Raw genomic sequence first — 16,000 nt, 5'->3', positions numbered from 1 at the left:
CCTGAAACAATTTGTTCGGTACAGCCTAGGTGTTTTTACCGCATTCGAACGACCCTGCCGCAAAGTTGGTCCACACTTTCAAGCTTGCCTTTCGGGAGACCCCTCATGAGCGATCGCTACCTCGGTTTTGCCAACTCCAATCTCGGCCGCCGCCTCGTGGATGCCCTTGGCCTGCCACGCCCGGCGCCACTGGAGCGCTGGCAGGCTGGCCGCCTGCGGCCGGTGGAAGGTGCCCTGGTACTGGGTGGCGGGCCACTGGCGACGCAGGTCGAAGCCATCGCCCCGCGCCTCACTGACGAGGTATACAGCTTCAATGCCGACAACCTGCAGGCTGAAGCCTGGGTGGCCGGCCTGGGGCCGAAAATCAAGGCCGTGGTCTTCGATGCCAGTCACTTGTCCGACAGCGATGCACTGAAGCAGTTGCGTGAATTTTTCCAGCCGCTGTTACGCAGCCTGGCCCCATGCGCCCATGTACTGGTGCTGGGCCGTGCACCGGAAGGCCTCGACGACCCACTGGCCAGCGTTGCACAGCGTGCCCTTGAGGGCTTCAGCCGCTCACTGGCCAAGGAACTGCGCAATGGCGCGACTGCCCAGCTGCTGTATGTCGCCCCCGGTGCCGAAGATCAGCTGGAAGGCGCCCTGCGCTTCTTCCTCTCGCCAAAGAGTGCCTTCATCTCTGGCCAGGTACTGCGCCTGCAAGCCTGCACCAGCCAGGTGGAGGACTGGACCCGCCCACTCGGCGGCCGCCGTGCGCTGGTCACGGGGGCTGCGCGCGGCATCGGCGCCGCCATTGCGGAAACCTTGGTACGGGACGGCGCCGATGTGCTGCTGCTGGATGTACCGCAGGCCAGCCAGGACCTCGACGCCCTCGCAGCACGCCTCGGCGGCAAGGCACTGCCACTGGACATATGCGCGAGCGATGCGGCAACGCAACTGCTCGCGGCCCTGCCCGACGGCATCGATATCGTGGTGCACAACGCCGGTATCACCCGCGACAAGACGCTGGCCAACATGACGCCGGAATACTGGGACGCCGTGCTGGCCGTGAACCTCAAGGCACCGCAAGTGCTCACCCAGGCGTTGTATGACAACGGCGCGCTGGGGGAAAACGCGCGCATCACCCTGCTGGCCTCGGTCAGCGGCATTGCCGGCAACCGCGGGCAGGCCAACTATGCCGCGAGCAAGGCCGGGCTGATCGGCCTGGCCCAGGCCTGGGCGCCACGGCTTGCCGAGCGCGGTGGCAGCATCAACGCCATCGCCCCCGGCTTCATCGAAACCCACATGACTGCAGCCATGCCCATGGGCCTGCGCGAGGCGGGCCGGCGCTTGAGTTCGCTGGGCCAGGGTGGGCGCCCGCAGGATGTCGCCGAAGCCATTGCGTGGCTCAGCCAGCCAGGCTCCGGGTCGGTCAACGGCCAGGTGCTGCGGGTGTGCGGCCAGGCACTGATGGGGGCTTGAACATGAGCCGACAATGGCACGACCTGCACAACCCTGCCGCCCGCGCCAGCCTGTACCTGCGCGCAGCCAGCAAACGCTCCATCAGCGGCGACCGGCTGCCGGACGATGGCCTGCGCTGTTTCATGCGGGTCCAACCGGGCAATCTGGGTGCCTATCGAAGGCTTTGCCACTTTCCCGATGATGGCCGCCTGCCGGGGACCTATCCTCATGTGATGGCGTTTGCCCTGCAATTGCAGCTGATGACAGCCGATGATTTCCCCTTCCCGCTGCTGGGTCTGGTACACCTGCACAACCGCATCGAAGTGCTGCGCCCGCTTGGTGCTGTCGAAGGGCTGCGCTTTGCGGTGTACGCGCACAACCTGCAGCGCCATGCCAAAGGGGGCACCTTCGACCTGGTCACCGAGGCTGAAGATGGCATCGGCCTGCTCTGGCGCGAGACCAGCCGCATGTTGGTGCGTGGCTTGACCCTGGAAGGCGAGGCAAGTGAGCCCGCCGACACGGCGCCTGATTCATTGCCCGAGGCCACCCGCTGGTATGCCGACAGTGATATCGGCCGGCGATATGCCAAGGTGTGCGGGGATTACAACCCTATCCACCTCAGTGCTGTCAGTGCGCGGTTGTTCGGCTTTCCAACGGCCATTGCCCATGGCATGTGGACCAAGGCAATGGCCTTGGCCGCGCTGCGCGGGCACTTGCCGCACAGTGGCTTTGCCTTTGAGGTGGACTTCCGCAAGCCGGTCAGGTTGCCTTCAGAGGTGGTGCTCAGTGCCAGTGAAGCGGGCCCTTCGGGCCAACTGCGCCTGGACGGGCACGGGGACGTGCTGCATATGGTCGGCCGTTGGGAGTGCCTGTAGGGCCGGGCCTGTCCTGGCGGTATACGCTTGCTTTGCATCGGGCCTGGGCAGAAGCTATGCAGCAATAGGAGACCCCCGATGAACCTGCAAGAACTCACCCAACGCCTGCATCAGATCCGCGATACCAACGACTGGCGCGGCTTCCACAGCCCGAAGAACCTGGCCATGGCCGCCAGCGTCGAAATGGCCGAACTGGTAGAAATCTTCCAGTGGCTGAGCGAGGACGAATCGCGCCAGCTGCCTGCCGACAAACTCGCCCACGCCGGCCAGGAGATCGGTGACGTGGTGCTCTACCTGTTGCTGCTGTGCAGCGAACTGGGTCTGGACATGGACCAGGTGGTGCGTGCCAAGCTGGCCGACAGCGAGAGGCGCTTCGCCCGATGAACGACCGTCATTTCGATGAGCTGGCCACCCGCTTTGCCGAAAAGATCTATGGCGGCGCCAAGGGTGCGATCCGCCTGGCCGTGCTGCAGGCCGACCTGGCCGAAGCGCTACCCGACCGCCCGCTACGCATCCTCGACATCGGCGCCGGGTTGGGCCACATGGCCTTGTGGCTGGCCGAGCGCGGCCACCAGCTGACCCTGGCCGAACCTGCGGCGCCCATGCTCGACGGCGCCAAGGCACGCTTTGCCGAAGCCGGCCAGACCGCGACCTTCATCCAGGCGCCCTGGCAAGACCTGCTCGGCCAACTGACCGAGCGCTACGACCTGGTGCTCTGCCACGCCGTGCTCGAATGGCTGGCCGAACCCGAGAGCATCCTGCCGGTGCTGCACCAGCTCACGGCCCCCGACGGCTGGTTATCGCTGGCCTTCTACAACCGCGACGCCCTGGTCTATCGCAACCTGCTCAAGGGCCATTTCCGCAAGTTGCGCAGCAACCGGCTGGAAGGTGAAAAGCAGAGCCTGACCCCACAGAAACCGCTTGATCCACGCGAACTCAAGGCGCAACTTGAGCTTATGTGGCTGGTTGAAAGCGAAAGCGGCGTGCGGGTGTTTCACGACTATATGCCCAAGGAATTCCAGGGCAAGGCCGAGCTGCTCGACCTGCTGGAAATGGAACTGGCCCACCGGCGCCACCCCACCTTCGCCGGGCTTGGCCGCTACCTGCACTGGGTTTGCCGCCCCCGCTAATCCGCCGCGCCGGGAGAAACACATGCCGTACCGTCTGTTGTGCCTGGCCCTGCTGCCCATTGCCCTGGCTGGCTGCCAGGGCAGCAACCCGTATGTGGCCAGCAGCCGCCCGTTACCACCGGCCCCCGCCCAGGCGGCCACCACCTTCGACGCCAGTGCTTACCCTGCGCCCGCTCGTGATTATGGGCACTACCGCAGCTGGAGCTGGCGCAATGGCCAGTTGCCCAGCGGCGCTGTCGATGCCGACCCGGCGCAACTGGCCGATGCCGTCAGCGGTGCGCTCGACCAGCATGGCCTGCGCCCCTCTCGCGCAGGCCCTGGCGACTTGCTGGTGAGCGCCGATATGCGCTTGGAAAAACGCTTGCGCCAAGTGCGTGACTACGACACCTACGACCCCTACTACGGGCCGTACCCCTATGGAGGTGTCGGCTATGGCGGCTACCGCCACGGTTATGGAGGCTATGCCAGCGTGCCCATCGTGCGTACCTACGAGGTCGAAGTCCTGGTGGTGCGCATCGACCTGTACGACGCCCGCAGCGGCCAGCCGGTCTGGAGCGCCAGCGCCGAAAGCAGCAGCAACAAGGACTCGCCCCGCGAACGCGAAAGTGCCTTGCGCGACTCTGTGCACAAGGCGCTCAGCGGCTATCCTCCCAGTTAATAGCTAACGGAGAACCATCATGTTGCGCCGTCTCGTTCTACTGTCATTCGCGTTGTTGCTCGCTGCCTGCTCCAGCAACAACGTCCAGCAGGATTTCGATGCCAGCCGCGATTTTGCCGCCTACCGTAGTTGGGCATGGCAGGAGCCAGGCCTGCAGTACCGCCCGGATGACCCACGGATCAAGAGCGACCTCACCGAGCAGCGCATTCGCCAGGCGGTGGCAGACCAACTCGACCAGCGCGGCCTGCGCCCGGTACAAGGCGGAGCGCGGCCCGACCTGACAGTACGCACATACCTGATCGTGGAGCAGCGCCAACAACAGATCACCACCAACTACGGCGGTGGCTGGGGTGGCTACTGGGGCGGCTACTGGGGTGGCCCGATGTACAACGAAACCCGCAGTGTCGACTACAAGGTCGCCACCATCCAGGTCGACATGTTCGATGGGCGTGACGGCAAGCTGGTATGGCGCGGCAGTGCCGAGCAGATCATGAACAACTACCCGCCAAGCCCGGAAGAACGCAACAGCGCAATCCGCAATACCGTGGCCAAGGTGCTGGGCAACTACCCACCGGGCAGCAAAAAATAGCGTTGGAACGCGGCTTTTGCATGCACCGTGGCCCGGCGGGAGCGGGTTTATCCGCGAAGCAATTGGCCCGGTGCATGGCACCGGCTTCGCGGATGGTCGCGGGTGAACCCACGCCTACATAGATGGCGATTCCGAGTACGACTGCGTCACCGGCCTGGCCTGTGTCAGCTACGACAAAATCCATTCCACGCACGCCTTTTTTCCGATGCCAACCGCACTCCCCCGCACGTTCCCGTCTATCTTCTTTTAAGGAAACCTGACTGACCGGGTAGAAGTGTTCAACATTTGGGAAAGGCGACCTGCCAATGCAAAGCATTGTTCTCCTGCTGTGGCTTGCCTTGTGCTCCGAACAGGATGTGCGTCAACGCCAGATATCCAACGTGCTGACCCTGGGGGCGGCTGGCTGCGCCCTGGCCTGGCTGTTCAGCACCGGTCACAGCTGGATAGGCGCCGAAGCCAGCGAGGCCGGTTGGGCGCTGGCCATCGTCATGCTGCTGACCCTGCCAGGCTACATGCTCGGCCGCTTCGGCGCCGACGACGTCAAGCTGATGGGCGCCCTGGCCCTGGCCACCAGCCCGCAATATGTGCTCGGCACCTTCATTGGCGCGGGTGTCACTGTACTGGTCTGGCTACTGACCCGCCGCCGCCTGTGGACTCTGCTCAACCCCAAGGTAAAGAAGCGTTTGCAGGCCCTGACCGAAGAAATGGGCGACAAGCAGGCATTCGTCCCCTATGTGTTATCAGGTTTTCTTCTAACGGCCGTATGGATCCAATAACCCTTCCAGTGGTCCGATGACTTGTACAGACCTTGTACATATTCGCTGAGTGCGACTACTTTTAAGCTGCCAGAGCGTCTGGCACGGGAGCAGGGCTGTATAAGAACAGGGAGTTGATCGTGTCCAGATCAGTGAGTGAAGTAAAGGTGTTGGTGGTTGATGACCAACCGGTCATTGTCGAACAGCTGAGTGAATTCCTTCAAACCAAGGGCTATGCCTGCGTTACAGCCCTCTCAACCGACGAAGCCATCGAGCACTATGTGGCAGACCCGACCATCGGCTTGCTCATCTGTGACCTGCATATGCCCGATCGGGATGGCATCGAGCTGGTGCGCGCCTTGAAGGAAATCAACGGCAGCCAGCGCACGTTCGAAGCCATCATGTTGACAGGGCGTGCCGAGAAACAGGACTTGATCCGGGCGATACGCGAAGGGTTTGCCGATTACTACCAGAAGCCGATGGACCTTGATGAACTGTTGGCAGGCGTCCGTCGGCAAGAAGCGGCTTTGCTGGAGCGCCAGCGCAACCTTCGTGATCTGGGTGGGTTGAACCAGCGCTTGCAGGAACTGGCCGAGTCGGTGGACGAACTGTATCAGGACCTGGAAAAAGCCCGTGGCCAAGGCACCCACCGGCGTGCCAGTGATGCAGAAGAAAGCGAAAGCGAGCTGCCAGCAGCGTTCGAGAAACTGTCACCACGCCAGCTGGAAGTAGCGCGCCTGGTAGGCAAGGGCAAGACCAATTACCAGATCGCCTGCGAACTGGGCATTACCGAAAACACCGTGAAGCTGTATGTGTCTCAGGTATTGCGTTTGACGCATATGCACAACCGCACCCAGCTGGCTCTGGCGCTGACCCCCAGCTCGTCACCCGTGCACCAGCGGTTCACGACCCATTGAGTGAAGGCTCGGCTTACCATCTGGAGCGGCTTCGTGCTGCAAAGGCTGCTCCTGCAAGCCCATAGTTGCCTGCTACAGCTGGATCGCCAGGTTCAACGATAGCCGCGGCCCACGGTCCAGGCTATCCAGCGCAACATCCGCCAACGGCTTGGCCACTTCCAGCGCCACATTGAACACATGCCCACCCCCTAACCGCACACCCAGCGCCACCGATGCCAGATGGGCGTCCTCCACCGGTCCCCGGTTATGCCAGGCCTGAGCGGTATCCACCACCGCATAGGGCTGAACCTGCGCAAGCCAGCTACTGCGCATGCTGTAGTTGAGCTCGTAAGCCACACCCCAGCCCTTGTCACCGTCCGCCTGATCGCGCGGGTAACCGCGCCCGAAACTCTGCCCGCCAAACCCCGCACGCTCGCTGTCGGGCAAGCGATCATCACTCCAGTACAACGCCCCGGACACCACCCCCTGCCAGTTTTCCAACAGGGTGTCGCTCTGCAAACCGGAAAGCCGCAAGCGAAGGAAGTCGAGATCGTAGTCAGCATCGCTGCGTGCCCCCAGGTAGTCCAGCCCCTGATGGACCCCGGCACTGACGATACGCAAACGCCCCTGCTCCACCTTGCGCCAGTCACCTTCGAATGACAGCGCCCGCACATAGGTGTCGTATTTGCGAGACGTTGGCTGCTCGGCCATCCGGTCTTCATCATGCTCACTGACCGAGTACAGGTGGCCCTGCACCGCCAGCCACTCATTCGGCCTGACAACCACCGGCTGACGCAGGCCGATCGCATAGCGCTCACTGTCGTGCTCGCGGGTGATATCGCGGCCATCGTCCAAACGTATGCGCGTGCCGGGCTCGCTGCGGTAGCGCGACGCCGACAGCAGCAGTTGGCTACCGGCGGCGTCCAGGTACTGGCTGTAATCGAGGCGCTGGTAATAGACCCGGTCATTGCCAGGGGGCAGCAGCCAGCTGGCCGTGACACGTTCGCCATGGCGGGTCTGGGCATTGCTGGCTACGGTGATCAGGGCCTGTGCAGCATCACGGCTGGAGTCGGCCACGGTCACAGCGGCGCTGAGCGGCGTGCGTCGCGCATGCACGGTCAACTGGGCGACACCATCGGCAGCCCGTGCCATTGCCAGTTCGGCCTCTACCACGACCCCTGGCATGCGCGTAGCCAGGCCCAGATAGCGCTCCAGCGTTTCGCGGGTCAGTGGGCGCTCGGCCTCAATGCGCGCCAGTAACTGCTGCAAATACTCACTGGCCGGTCCAATATCGCCGTCCACGCGGTAATCACGTACGTAACCTTCGACCAGCACCACGTCGACCCTGCCATCGGCCACATCCTGAGGAGGCAGGTAGGCATACGACAGCAAATAGCCCTCCTGCCGGTAGCGTTGGGTCAGGCGCTGGGTGTATTGCTGCAATTCACCCAACGTGGTTTCGCGCCCGATCAGCGGCTGATAGTGTTCACGCAGGTCGCCCAAGGGGAACACCGTGCCGCCCTCGAAGCGCACTTTTTGCAGCACCAGCCGGGTGTTGGCCGGGGCCCAGTCGGGGTTGTCGATAGCCGCCCCTGCCAACCGTATGCGGGGGCTCACAGGGGCGTAGTCCGTCATCGGCAGGTTGGCGCTGGGCAGACGCCGCTCGTACTCATGGCTGTCGAGAAACCCCGGCAACGGGTCGGCGTGGGCAGCAAGTGCCCAAAGCAGCAACATCAGGGGCACGACCAGAGGACGCATAGGGCACTCCATGTTCCCATGGGTTGCGGGGCACCAGCCGGTCACACCCGTCACTTGCAAGCGTAGGTGCTGGCCCGGCTGTCGTCGAACACCTACTCACTGACCTGGAACGCCACCCGCGCCGTCTGACCGCTTTCGTCCAGCGCGCTGAGTTCGGCCTGCCCGACCTGTGGCAAACGCAGCAACAAGCTGTCCTGCCCCTGGGTTTCACCCAACGGCTGGCCGTTGAGGAACCACCAGCGCCGTCCACCACCACCCAAGGCAGATACCTGCAATTGCAACGGCTCAGTGCTGGTGGCCGGGCGGCGCAGATTGTCGCCTGGGCGCACGCCGACGATCGACAGCGGTGGTGCGCTGGCCGGCGCCTGCGGCGGGCAGGCCGGGTCGATGGCCGGCAAACGCGCCATGCGCCGCTCGACACGGGGTAGCCAAGGCTCCAGCGGCGCCGGCCACAGGGCGATGTCACGAGCCTTGGCGCCCGGGCAGCTACCATCGACCCGCAAGCCCTGCTCGTTGACCCACACTTTTTCGCGCAAGCCCAGGCCCAGCGGCTGGTCGGCTGCCTGCAAGGTTGGTGGCGTGGTGCCGTCCAGGGTCCATGCAAAGCGCTGACGCCGACAGTTGGTGTCCTGCTTGCTCATCGGCTGGCCCAGCGGCCAACAGATCGCCGCAACGCCGATATTCGCAGGTACCGGCGCTACCGGGACGCTGATGCCGCGTTGGCTGTCGCGATTGCTCAACAGATCGTGCACCTGCAACATCAGCGGCGCCGCCGACGCCAGGCCGAACTGCCCAGGCACCGGTGTACCGTCGGGGCGGCCAATCCATACGCCGATCAGGTAGCGCGGCCCCACGCCAATCGACCAGGCATCGCGAAAGCCGTAGCTGGTGCCGGTTTTCCAGGCCAGTAGCGGGCGCTGCACCAGTTCGGCGTGCGGGTCGCGGTCCGGGCGCGCCTGGCCGCTGAGGATACGCCGGATGATCCACGCCGCCCCCGGTGACAGCAACCGGTGCTCCACCAGAGGGGCCTGTGGCTGCAAACGCACCTGCGCACTGTTGCCACCCCGCGCCAGCGCCGCGTAGCCCCCGACCAGGTCCTCCAGCCGGCTGCCGGCACCGCCCAGGATCAACGACAGGTTGGGCTCGGCAAGGGGGGGCAGTATCAACGGCATGCCCGCCATGCGCAGTTGCGCGGCAAAGCGTTTCGGGCCGTAGGCCTCCAGCAATTGCACGGCGGGCAGGTTGAGCGACAGGGCCAGCGCCGAGCTGGCCGACACCGGCCCGCTGAACCCCATGGAGAAGTTGCCAGGGCGATAGTCGCCATAGCGTCGTGGAACATCCTGCAACAGCGATTCGGAATGGATCAGGCCATCGTCCAGCGCCATGCCGTAAAGAAACGGCTTGAGGGTAGAGCCGGGCGAACGTAGCGAACGCACCATGTCGACATGGCCAAAGCGGCGCTCATCAGACAAATCTATCGAGCCCAGGTACGCGCGCACCGCCATGCTCTGCGCTTCGACCACCAGAATGGCGGCCGAGGTACGCTCCGGCAGCCGTGCGCGCCAGCCCAGCAGCAAGTCTTCGAGGCGCCGCTGAAGCGCAGCGTCAAGCGTGGTGCGGATCAGCGGCGGGCTGTCAGCGCTGTTCAGGCGCCGGGCCAGCAATGGCGCCAGGGCCGGCTCCTGGCGTGGCGCCAACACCAGCGGCTCCTCGGCCGCCTCGCGAATTTGCTGGGCCGGCCACACCTGGTATTCAGCCAGGCGCTGCAGCACCTTGTCCCGGGCACGCTGGGCACGCTCGGGGTGGCGGTCCGGGCGCAGCCGGCTGGGTGCCTGGGGCAGCACGGCCAGCAGTGCCGCTTCGGCAGGTGTCAGGTGCAGGGGCGACTTGCCCAGGTACGCCCAGCTGGCTGCCGCCACGCCCTGAAGCGTGCCGCCGAAAGGTGCGCGGTTCAGGTAGATCTGCAGGATGTCGCGCTTGGACAAGTGCCATTCCAGCTGCAAGGTGCGCCATAGCTGGCGCAGTTTGCCGACCAGGGTACGGTCGTGCGGGTCGAGCAGGCGTGCCACCTGCATCGACAATGTGCTGCCGCCCGACACGACACGCCCCCCGCGCAGGTTCAGCCAGGCCGCGCGGGCCAATGCCAGCGGGTTGACCCCTGGGTGGTTGTAGAACCAACGGTCCTCGTAAGTCAGCAAAGCCTGCAGGTAAAGCGGCGAAACCTCTTCAGGGCTTACGGGGTAGCGCCACACGCCATCAGCATCGGCAAAGCGCCACAAGGGCGTGCCGTCTTCGGCCAGCACTACCCGGGCCAGGTCATCACCCGGCAGCGGCAGCGGCCAGATACGATCTGCCAGCCAGAACAGGCTGCCGAGCACCAGCAGACTGATCAGCGCGGCACGCAACAACCTGCCCGCACGGCACCGTGGTCGCGCTAAGCTTGGCATCGGGAACCGACCTGGCCAGGTAATGGCCAAAGGCTTTGGGACGACAACCTCGCCGATTTTTTCATCAGGAAGCAACTATGCATGTAGAAGGTTTTTTCGAGTGGCTGGGCCAGGCACTGGGGTCGTTGATCCGCTTCATCGTCGACGCATTGAGCGGGTTGTTCAACCTGCTGGCCAATGCCGGTGGCAACTTCATCGATGGCCTGTCGCGCACCTTGGGCATGGACACTTCGCTGCTGAGCATCCTGGCCCTGATCATCGGCCTGATGCTGCTGTACTCGGCAATCCGCGCATTCATGCGCGCCTCGATCATCCTCGGAATCATCTGGCTGGTGCTGGGGCTGTGGGTGATGAGCTGGGTGATCCACTGATCTGCGCGGTCTTTGTGGGAGCGGCCTTGCGTCGCGACAGGGCTGCACAGCAGCCCCAGGATTTCAGCTTCGCCGCTTGAATTGTCGGGGCCGCTTTGCGGCCCTATCGCGACGCAAGGCCGCTCCCACGCTGTCCGCGTAGAGGGGTCTCTAGCGGGCTTTCACCGTCATCTCCCCTTGCCCATCGCCCACGGCCTGCAGGTTCGGCCGGTACATCGATTCGACCTGCGGCGGCGGCACGCGGTAAGTGCCCGGGGTCACTGCTCGCGCCAGGTACAGCAGGTGGGTGGTGCCATAGCCCTCAAGCTTGAGCGCGGCAACATAACGGTCATCACGGTACTCCTGATGCACCACGCTGGCGTTCTGCATCGACTCGCGCCACGCCTTCACTGCACTGCTGGCGTTGTCCAGGCTGGCGGCGCTTTGAGCCAGGTTCTGGTTTTCCAGCTCCAGGCCTGCCGGCAGCAGGTCCACCACCAACGCATCCGGCACGCGGTCCTCAGCCTTGAGCGCCAGGTGCACGAGCACAAGGTCGCCACTGCGCAGGTTGTGCAGGTCCAGCGGCTGGCCATTCATACCCAGGTACTCTCTGTGAATCTGCATGCCATTGCCGCCTGCCGCAGGTGCCTGGCGCGGGTAGCCGGACAAGGTCAGCTGCTGATAGAGCGTCTCACTGCCTTGGTTCTGCACGCTCAGCGGTGAAGCCAGCAACGGGCCCTCAAGCTTCATACCGGCCTCGGCATTGTTCAACTCGCGCACTTCCCCCGCGCTGTCCAGGCGTGCCTGCCACTGGCCTTCCGGCTTGCCCAGCAGGCCACGGCCAGCGAGGAACAGTGCATTGCGCTCTTGGGTCGACAGCCAACGGTTGGCCGCCAGTTCATCCGACAAGGCGAACAGGCGCTGATCGACCTGGCTGCTGGCCAGGTTGCTTTCCTGCAGCAGCGCCAGGATCAGCGCCTGGTCACGCAGGGCGCTGCCATAATCGGCCAGCCAGCCTTTGCCACGGCTGATGCCCAGGCCCGCCTGCAAGGCTTGCTCGGCACGCGGTTTGTCGCCCATTTTGTCCAGCGCCACTGCCAGTTGTACCAGCGGCAGACCGGAGCGGGCATCGGCGCGACGTTCGAACAGCCCGCGCAGGGCACCCAACGGCGCCTGCTGGCTGCGCGACAGCACCAGCGCCGCATAGGCCTGCACGGCAAAGCGCGTATGGTCGGCATTTTCGCTGTAGTCGACTTCGATCAGGTTGCGCTCCTGCAGGTAACGCAGCAGGCGCTCACTGGCCTTCTTCAGTGCCTCGGCGGGCACGCCGTAACCCTGGTCACGGGCACGCAGCAGGAAGTCGGTCACATAGGCGGTCAACCAGTACTCTTCCTCGCTGTCCGAACTCCACAGGCCAAAGCTGCCGTTGTAGCGCTGCATCCCCAGCAGGTGCTCGATGCCCATTTCGATCTTGCGTTTGCGCACATCCGCCGGCTCGCCCTTGATGCCAAGGCGCTTGAGGCTGTCGGCATCGGCGTACAGCGAAGGGTACAGGCCGCTGGTGGTCTGTTCGAGGCAGCCGTAGGGGTAGGCTTGCAGCGCGCGAATCTGCTCGGCAAGGTTCAGCGGCGGCCGGCTCGACAAGGCCAGGCTGGCTTCCAGGCCAGCGGGCTCGAAGGCGGCCAGGTCTGCTTCGGGCAGGGTCCACGGCTGGTCCTTCAAGGCCACACGGTAGTGCTTGAGCATTGCCGGGTAGGCCGGGCGCACGCCCAGCGTCCACTCACGTTCGAACGCATTGACCGGCTCGTTCGGCAGTTGCAGGCCCGTCACCCGGACATGCACCTTGCCCTGCCCCAGCCCTCCCTGGGCCTGCACCGGAATCATCAGCGTCGAGCGCTGCCCTTCGGCCAGGTTAATGCTCTGCACGGCGTTGGCCGCCAGGCTCAGTTGCCCATCCGTGGTGATTTCGACGCTCAGTTGCTGGGCGCGGCCGGACAGGTTGGCCAGGTCCAGTGCCAGGCTGGTACGGTCGCCACCGGCCAGGAAGCGCGGGGCCGAAAGCTCGGCAATCAACGGCGCGGCGACCACGGTCTTGCCTTCGGCCATGCCGAAGTGCTCTTCGGTCCAGGCCTGGGCCATCAGCCGCAGTTCACCGTTGAAGTCGGGGATGTCGACCGTGGCCTGGCCCTCACCCTTGTCGTCCAGTGTCACCGGCAGGCTCTGCTGGGCGACGATGGTTACCGTAGTGTTGGGGCGCTTGCCCCCCTTGGCCATCGCTGCGTCACCACCGAACGCCAGGCTGGCCAGGCGGCCTTGGCCGGCCTCTATCAACTGGCCGTAGATGTCCAGTTGATCGGCACCATAGGCCTTGCGCCCGAACAGGCTGGCGAACGGGTCGGGGGTTTTGAAATCGGTGATGTTGAGGATGCCCACGTCCACCGCCGACAACAACACATGCACCTGCTTGGGCACACTGCCATCGGCGTTGGCGGCCTTTACCTTCACTGTCAACGGCTGTTTCGGGCGCATTTTCTCCGGCGCCTGCAGGCTCAGCGCAAGCTTGCGCTCGGCGCGGTCCAGCGGCAGGTGCAGCACGCCCACGGCGCGCTTGGGCGTGGCATTGGCCTTGCGCTCACCAGGGCGGATAACCAACGCGCTGATGTACAGGTCGTGACGGGCCCAGGCCTTGTCCAGTTGCACGTCAAAGGTCTTGCCCTCGGCGGGCACATCGATCTCCTGCCACCACAGCGGGCCATCGCTGGACTCGATCATCAGGTAGCCGCTGCCCGCAGCGGGCGGAGTGACGGTGACCTTGGCGGTAGCGCCATCGGTGTAGGAGGGTTTGTCCAGCGCCAGCTTGACCTGGTCCGGCCGCACCGCGCCGCCCTCAGCGTTGTCCTGGGCACGATAGCCGGCCCAGAAGCGCTCACTGGACACCAGACCGGTCTGCGGGTCTTCGACCTCGACGCGGTACGGGCCCCATTCAACCTGGAAGCTGAGCTTGGCGGTGGAACCTGCCTTGACGCTGATCGTCTCTTCGTTCTGGGTCAGGAACTTCTCGTTGTAGGCGTAGCTCCAGCCGTCGTTTTGCGAGTAATTCCAGTAATAATCCCGGCGTTCGCGAACAAGGCGCACCTTGAGCGCGTCGGCCGCCAGTTTGTTACCGTCGCGGTCGGCCACCAGGAACTCGAATTCCACGGGCCCGTCGCTATCGGTCTCCTCACCTTCGAACAGGCCTCGCAGGCCCGGCAGGCGCTCAGCCGGCCAGATAGGCTGCTCCAGGCGCCGGGTGATCGGCCGGCCACCCGACTCCTGCAGGCTGGCCTGCACGGTCAGTTGCAGCGGAGAGCGGGCTTCGGCCCAACGGCTTTCGATATCGACTACCGCCTTGCCGGCCTGGTCAAGGGTGACTTCGTCCAGTTCCAGGTCCTGGTTCAGATCGGTTTCGGTGACCGAGCCGAATTGGTAGCCAGGCAACGCCGGTACGGCCTCGCGCAGCGGGCGTACATAGGCCTGACCGCTCAGGCGGTTGCCGGCGGCCGGCGCACCATAGAGGTAACGGCCATTGACCTGGATACGCGCATCTTCATCCGGCGAAAGCGGTGTGCTGCTGCCCTTGAGCTCCAGCGCCAGGCGCTCGGGCAGGAAGTCTTCAACGAGGAATTCATAGACCTGCTTGCGCCCGCCACCCAGGTCGAGCAGCAGTTGCCAACGGCCGGTCGGGGCCTCGGTGGCCAGTTGCAACTGGTATTGGTACAAGCCATTGCTGTCGGCTTCCCAGACGAACTTGCGGCTCACCTGTTCATCCGGGCGACGCACTTCCACGCTCACCGGCTGGGCTTTGACCGGCTTGCCGTCCTGGTCGCGCAGCAGGCCGTTGAGCAGCACCGTCTCACCCGGGCGGTACAGGTCACGCGGGCCGAAGATGAAGAATTGCAGCGGGTTGGCCTGAGGCCCGGTGATGTCGAATTCGGCCAGGTCCAGGGCTGCGGTGTTCAGGCGCAGCAGCGTGGTATGCACGCCCTGAGTGGCAATCAGGGTATCGGCCTTGGGCGTGATCGGCAGCTGGGCATGCCCCTTGCCATCGCTGGTGGCCTGGGCCAGCAGCTTGCCCTTTTCGTCATGGATTTCCAGGTTGACGCCGCTCAGCGCCTTGCCGCCTTCCAGGGCTTGAGCAAACACGTCGATGCGATCGCGGTAGCGGTGGGCCGACACGCCGATGTCGCTGAGGGTGAACAGGGTTGCCGGCTGAGAATAATCGTAGGTACCCGAGGCGCGCATCACTGCCAGGTACACGCCTGGCGCCTGCAACGGCTTGATGCCGGCAATCGGCAGCAACACGGTCTCGCGCGTGTTGCGCGCCGGGTTTAGATCGAAGCGGCCGCTGTAGACCAGCTCGGCCATGTCCAGGGTTTCCTTGGACTGGTAGTAGTACAGGCTGCTGTTGCGTCCCCAGTTGGCCAGGAAGGTCGAAAGCATGTCTGGCTTGACGCGGAAGAACTCGACATCCACTTTGTCGACGTTCAGGGCAATCACCGGCAGGCCTTCGGCCAGGCGCGTAGGCAGCAATGAGCCGCGGCTGGCAAAGCCGATGGTCGGCTGCATGTCGCGGGTTTCCAGGCGGGTGATCGACTCGCTGTCCAGCTGCTTGCCGTTGACTGCCAGCAGCCCCTTGTCGACGGTCAGCACCAGCTTGCGCTGCGGCTCCAGGTGGCGCAAACGCAGCTCCATCTGGTTGTCGGAGAGTTCCCAGGCACCGTCGAGCTTGCCTTTGACGGTGTCTACCAGGTGCACCTTGGTGGTGAAGTCCTGCTTGGCATCCAGCGGTACGGAGAAGCTGATCGACAGCGTTGCCGCGCCATCGAGCTGCACTTCCGATACGTCCAGCACCGTGAGTTCGCGGCCCTCGTAGCGCTTGGCGAGCACGGTCGGGTCCTCACGCTTGGGGGCGGAGGCTTCGGCGGGCGCGGGTGCCACAGACTTCTCGACCGGTGCTGGTTTACCCGGCGTGGAAGAGTCACAGGCACTGAGCAACGCCAGCGCGCAGGCCAGCAACAATCCTTTGTTGAACATGAGATAGGAACTCTTGGGCAGCGTGTACGTGA

At 64.5% G+C, this 16,000-nt stretch carries 12 protein-coding genes; 9 read left to right on the top strand and 3 right to left on the bottom strand.

Annotation, left to right across the window (positions count from 1 at the left end; all coding sequences use genetic code 11):
* The first annotated feature begins 105 nt into the window (after positions 1 to 105).
* From AC3RCM_RS03290 to AC3RCM_RS03255, 8 genes are all read left to right on the top strand, one after another.
* Entirely contained in the window at positions 106 to 1,458 is a 1,353-nt protein-coding gene (locus tag AC3RCM_RS03290) for a 3-oxoacyl-ACP reductase (RefSeq protein WP_409319842.1), read from the top strand.
* A gap of 2 nt (positions 1,459 to 1,460) precedes the next feature.
* Entirely contained in the window at positions 1,461 to 2,312 is an 852-nt protein-coding gene (locus AC3RCM_RS03285; protein ID WP_003255296.1) for a MaoC family dehydratase, read from the top strand.
* A 78-nt stretch (positions 2,313 to 2,390) separates the two neighbouring features.
* Complete coding sequence (locus AC3RCM_RS03280; RefSeq protein WP_003255298.1) at positions 2,391 to 2,696, top strand: MazG-like family protein; 306 nt, start codon at positions 2,391 to 2,393, stop codon at positions 2,694 to 2,696.
* A complete protein-coding gene (locus AC3RCM_RS03275) occupies positions 2,693 to 3,442 on the top strand; it encodes a methyltransferase domain-containing protein (protein WP_409319841.1) in 750 nt (249 codons plus the stop codon). Before AC3RCM_RS03280 ends, AC3RCM_RS03275 begins: the two co-directional genes overlap by 4 nt.
* A gap of 22 nt (positions 3,443 to 3,464) precedes the next feature.
* Complete coding sequence (locus AC3RCM_RS03270) at positions 3,465 to 4,100, top strand: DUF4136 domain-containing protein (protein ID WP_014589558.1); 636 nt, start codon at positions 3,465 to 3,467, stop codon at positions 4,098 to 4,100.
* 19 nt (positions 4,101 to 4,119) lie between these two features.
* Positions 4,120 to 4,689, top strand: coding sequence for a DUF4136 domain-containing protein (locus tag AC3RCM_RS03265; RefSeq protein WP_010951849.1), 570 nt, complete (start codon positions 4,120 to 4,122; stop codon positions 4,687 to 4,689).
* 305 nt (positions 4,690 to 4,994) lie between these two features.
* Positions 4,995 to 5,465 (top strand): A24 family peptidase, encoded by a 471-nt coding sequence (locus AC3RCM_RS03260; protein WP_010951848.1) that lies wholly within the window; start codon positions 4,995 to 4,997, stop codon positions 5,463 to 5,465.
* Positions 5,466 to 5,584: 119 nt separating this feature from the next.
* On the top strand, positions 5,585 to 6,361 hold the full coding sequence (locus AC3RCM_RS03255) for a response regulator transcription factor (RefSeq protein ID WP_190869729.1): 777 nt from the start codon (positions 5,585 to 5,587) through the stop codon (positions 6,359 to 6,361).
* Positions 6,362 to 6,433: 72 nt separating this feature from the next.
* Here AC3RCM_RS03255 and AC3RCM_RS03250 read toward each other — a convergent pair whose 3' ends face one another.
* Positions 6,434 to 8,098 (bottom strand): ShlB/FhaC/HecB family hemolysin secretion/activation protein, encoded by a 1,665-nt coding sequence (locus AC3RCM_RS03250; RefSeq protein ID WP_492629369.1) that lies wholly within the window; start codon positions 8,096 to 8,098, stop codon positions 6,434 to 6,436.
* 92 nt (positions 8,099 to 8,190) lie between these two features.
* Positions 8,191 to 10,545 carry a peptidoglycan glycosyltransferase PbpC gene (pbpC, locus tag AC3RCM_RS03245; protein ID WP_198748331.1) on the bottom strand — a complete coding sequence of 785 codons (2,355 nt, stop codon included), beginning with the start codon at positions 10,543 to 10,545 and terminating at the stop codon, positions 8,191 to 8,193.
* Positions 10,546 to 10,622: 77 nt separating this feature from the next.
* Between pbpC and AC3RCM_RS03240 the strand changes: the two genes are divergently transcribed.
* The gene (locus AC3RCM_RS03240; protein WP_004577004.1) at positions 10,623 to 10,916 is read left to right on the top strand and encodes a hypothetical protein; all 294 of its coding nucleotides are present in this window, start codon (positions 10,623 to 10,625) and stop codon (positions 10,914 to 10,916) included.
* A 150-nt stretch (positions 10,917 to 11,066) separates the two neighbouring features.
* On the opposite strand, the gene AC3RCM_RS03235 is transcribed toward AC3RCM_RS03240, so the two are convergent.
* Complete coding sequence (locus tag AC3RCM_RS03235) at positions 11,067 to 15,968, bottom strand: alpha-2-macroglobulin family protein (protein ID WP_492629368.1); 4,902 nt, start codon at positions 15,966 to 15,968, stop codon at positions 11,067 to 11,069.
* Positions 15,969 to 16,000 lie beyond the last annotated feature (32 nt).

Source organism: Pseudomonas sp. GW823-FHT05G12, from assembly GCF_058795575.1.
This window is presented reverse-complemented; position numbering and strand designations above follow the sequence as displayed.

Coding starts and splice junctions, on each gene's coding strand:
- AC3RCM_RS03290 (WP_409319842.1), top strand. CDS start 106: ATGAGCGATCGCTACCTCGGTTTTGCCAACTCCAATCTCGGCCGCCGC.
- AC3RCM_RS03285 (WP_003255296.1), top strand. CDS start 1,461: ATGAGCCGACAATGGCACGACCTGCACAACCCTGCCGCCCGCGCCAGC.
- AC3RCM_RS03280 (WP_003255298.1), top strand. CDS start 2,391: ATGAACCTGCAAGAACTCACCCAACGCCTGCATCAGATCCGCGATACC.
- AC3RCM_RS03275 (WP_409319841.1), top strand. CDS start 2,693: ATGAACGACCGTCATTTCGATGAGCTGGCCACCCGCTTTGCCGAAAAG.
- AC3RCM_RS03270 (WP_014589558.1), top strand. CDS start 3,465: ATGCCGTACCGTCTGTTGTGCCTGGCCCTGCTGCCCATTGCCCTGGCT.
- AC3RCM_RS03265 (WP_010951849.1), top strand. CDS start 4,120: ATGTTGCGCCGTCTCGTTCTACTGTCATTCGCGTTGTTGCTCGCTGCC.
- AC3RCM_RS03260 (WP_010951848.1), top strand. CDS start 4,995: ATGCAAAGCATTGTTCTCCTGCTGTGGCTTGCCTTGTGCTCCGAACAG.
- AC3RCM_RS03250 (WP_492629369.1), bottom strand. CDS start 8,098: ATGCGTCCTCTGGTCGTGCCCCTGATGTTGCTGCTTTGGGCACTTGCT.
- pbpC (WP_198748331.1), bottom strand. CDS start 10,545: ATGCCAAGCTTAGCGCGACCACGGTGCCGTGCGGGCAGGTTGTTGCGT.
- AC3RCM_RS03240 (WP_004577004.1), top strand. CDS start 10,623: ATGCATGTAGAAGGTTTTTTCGAGTGGCTGGGCCAGGCACTGGGGTCG.
- AC3RCM_RS03235 (WP_492629368.1), bottom strand. CDS start 15,968: ATGTTCAACAAAGGATTGTTGCTGGCCTGCGCGCTGGCGTTGCTCAGT.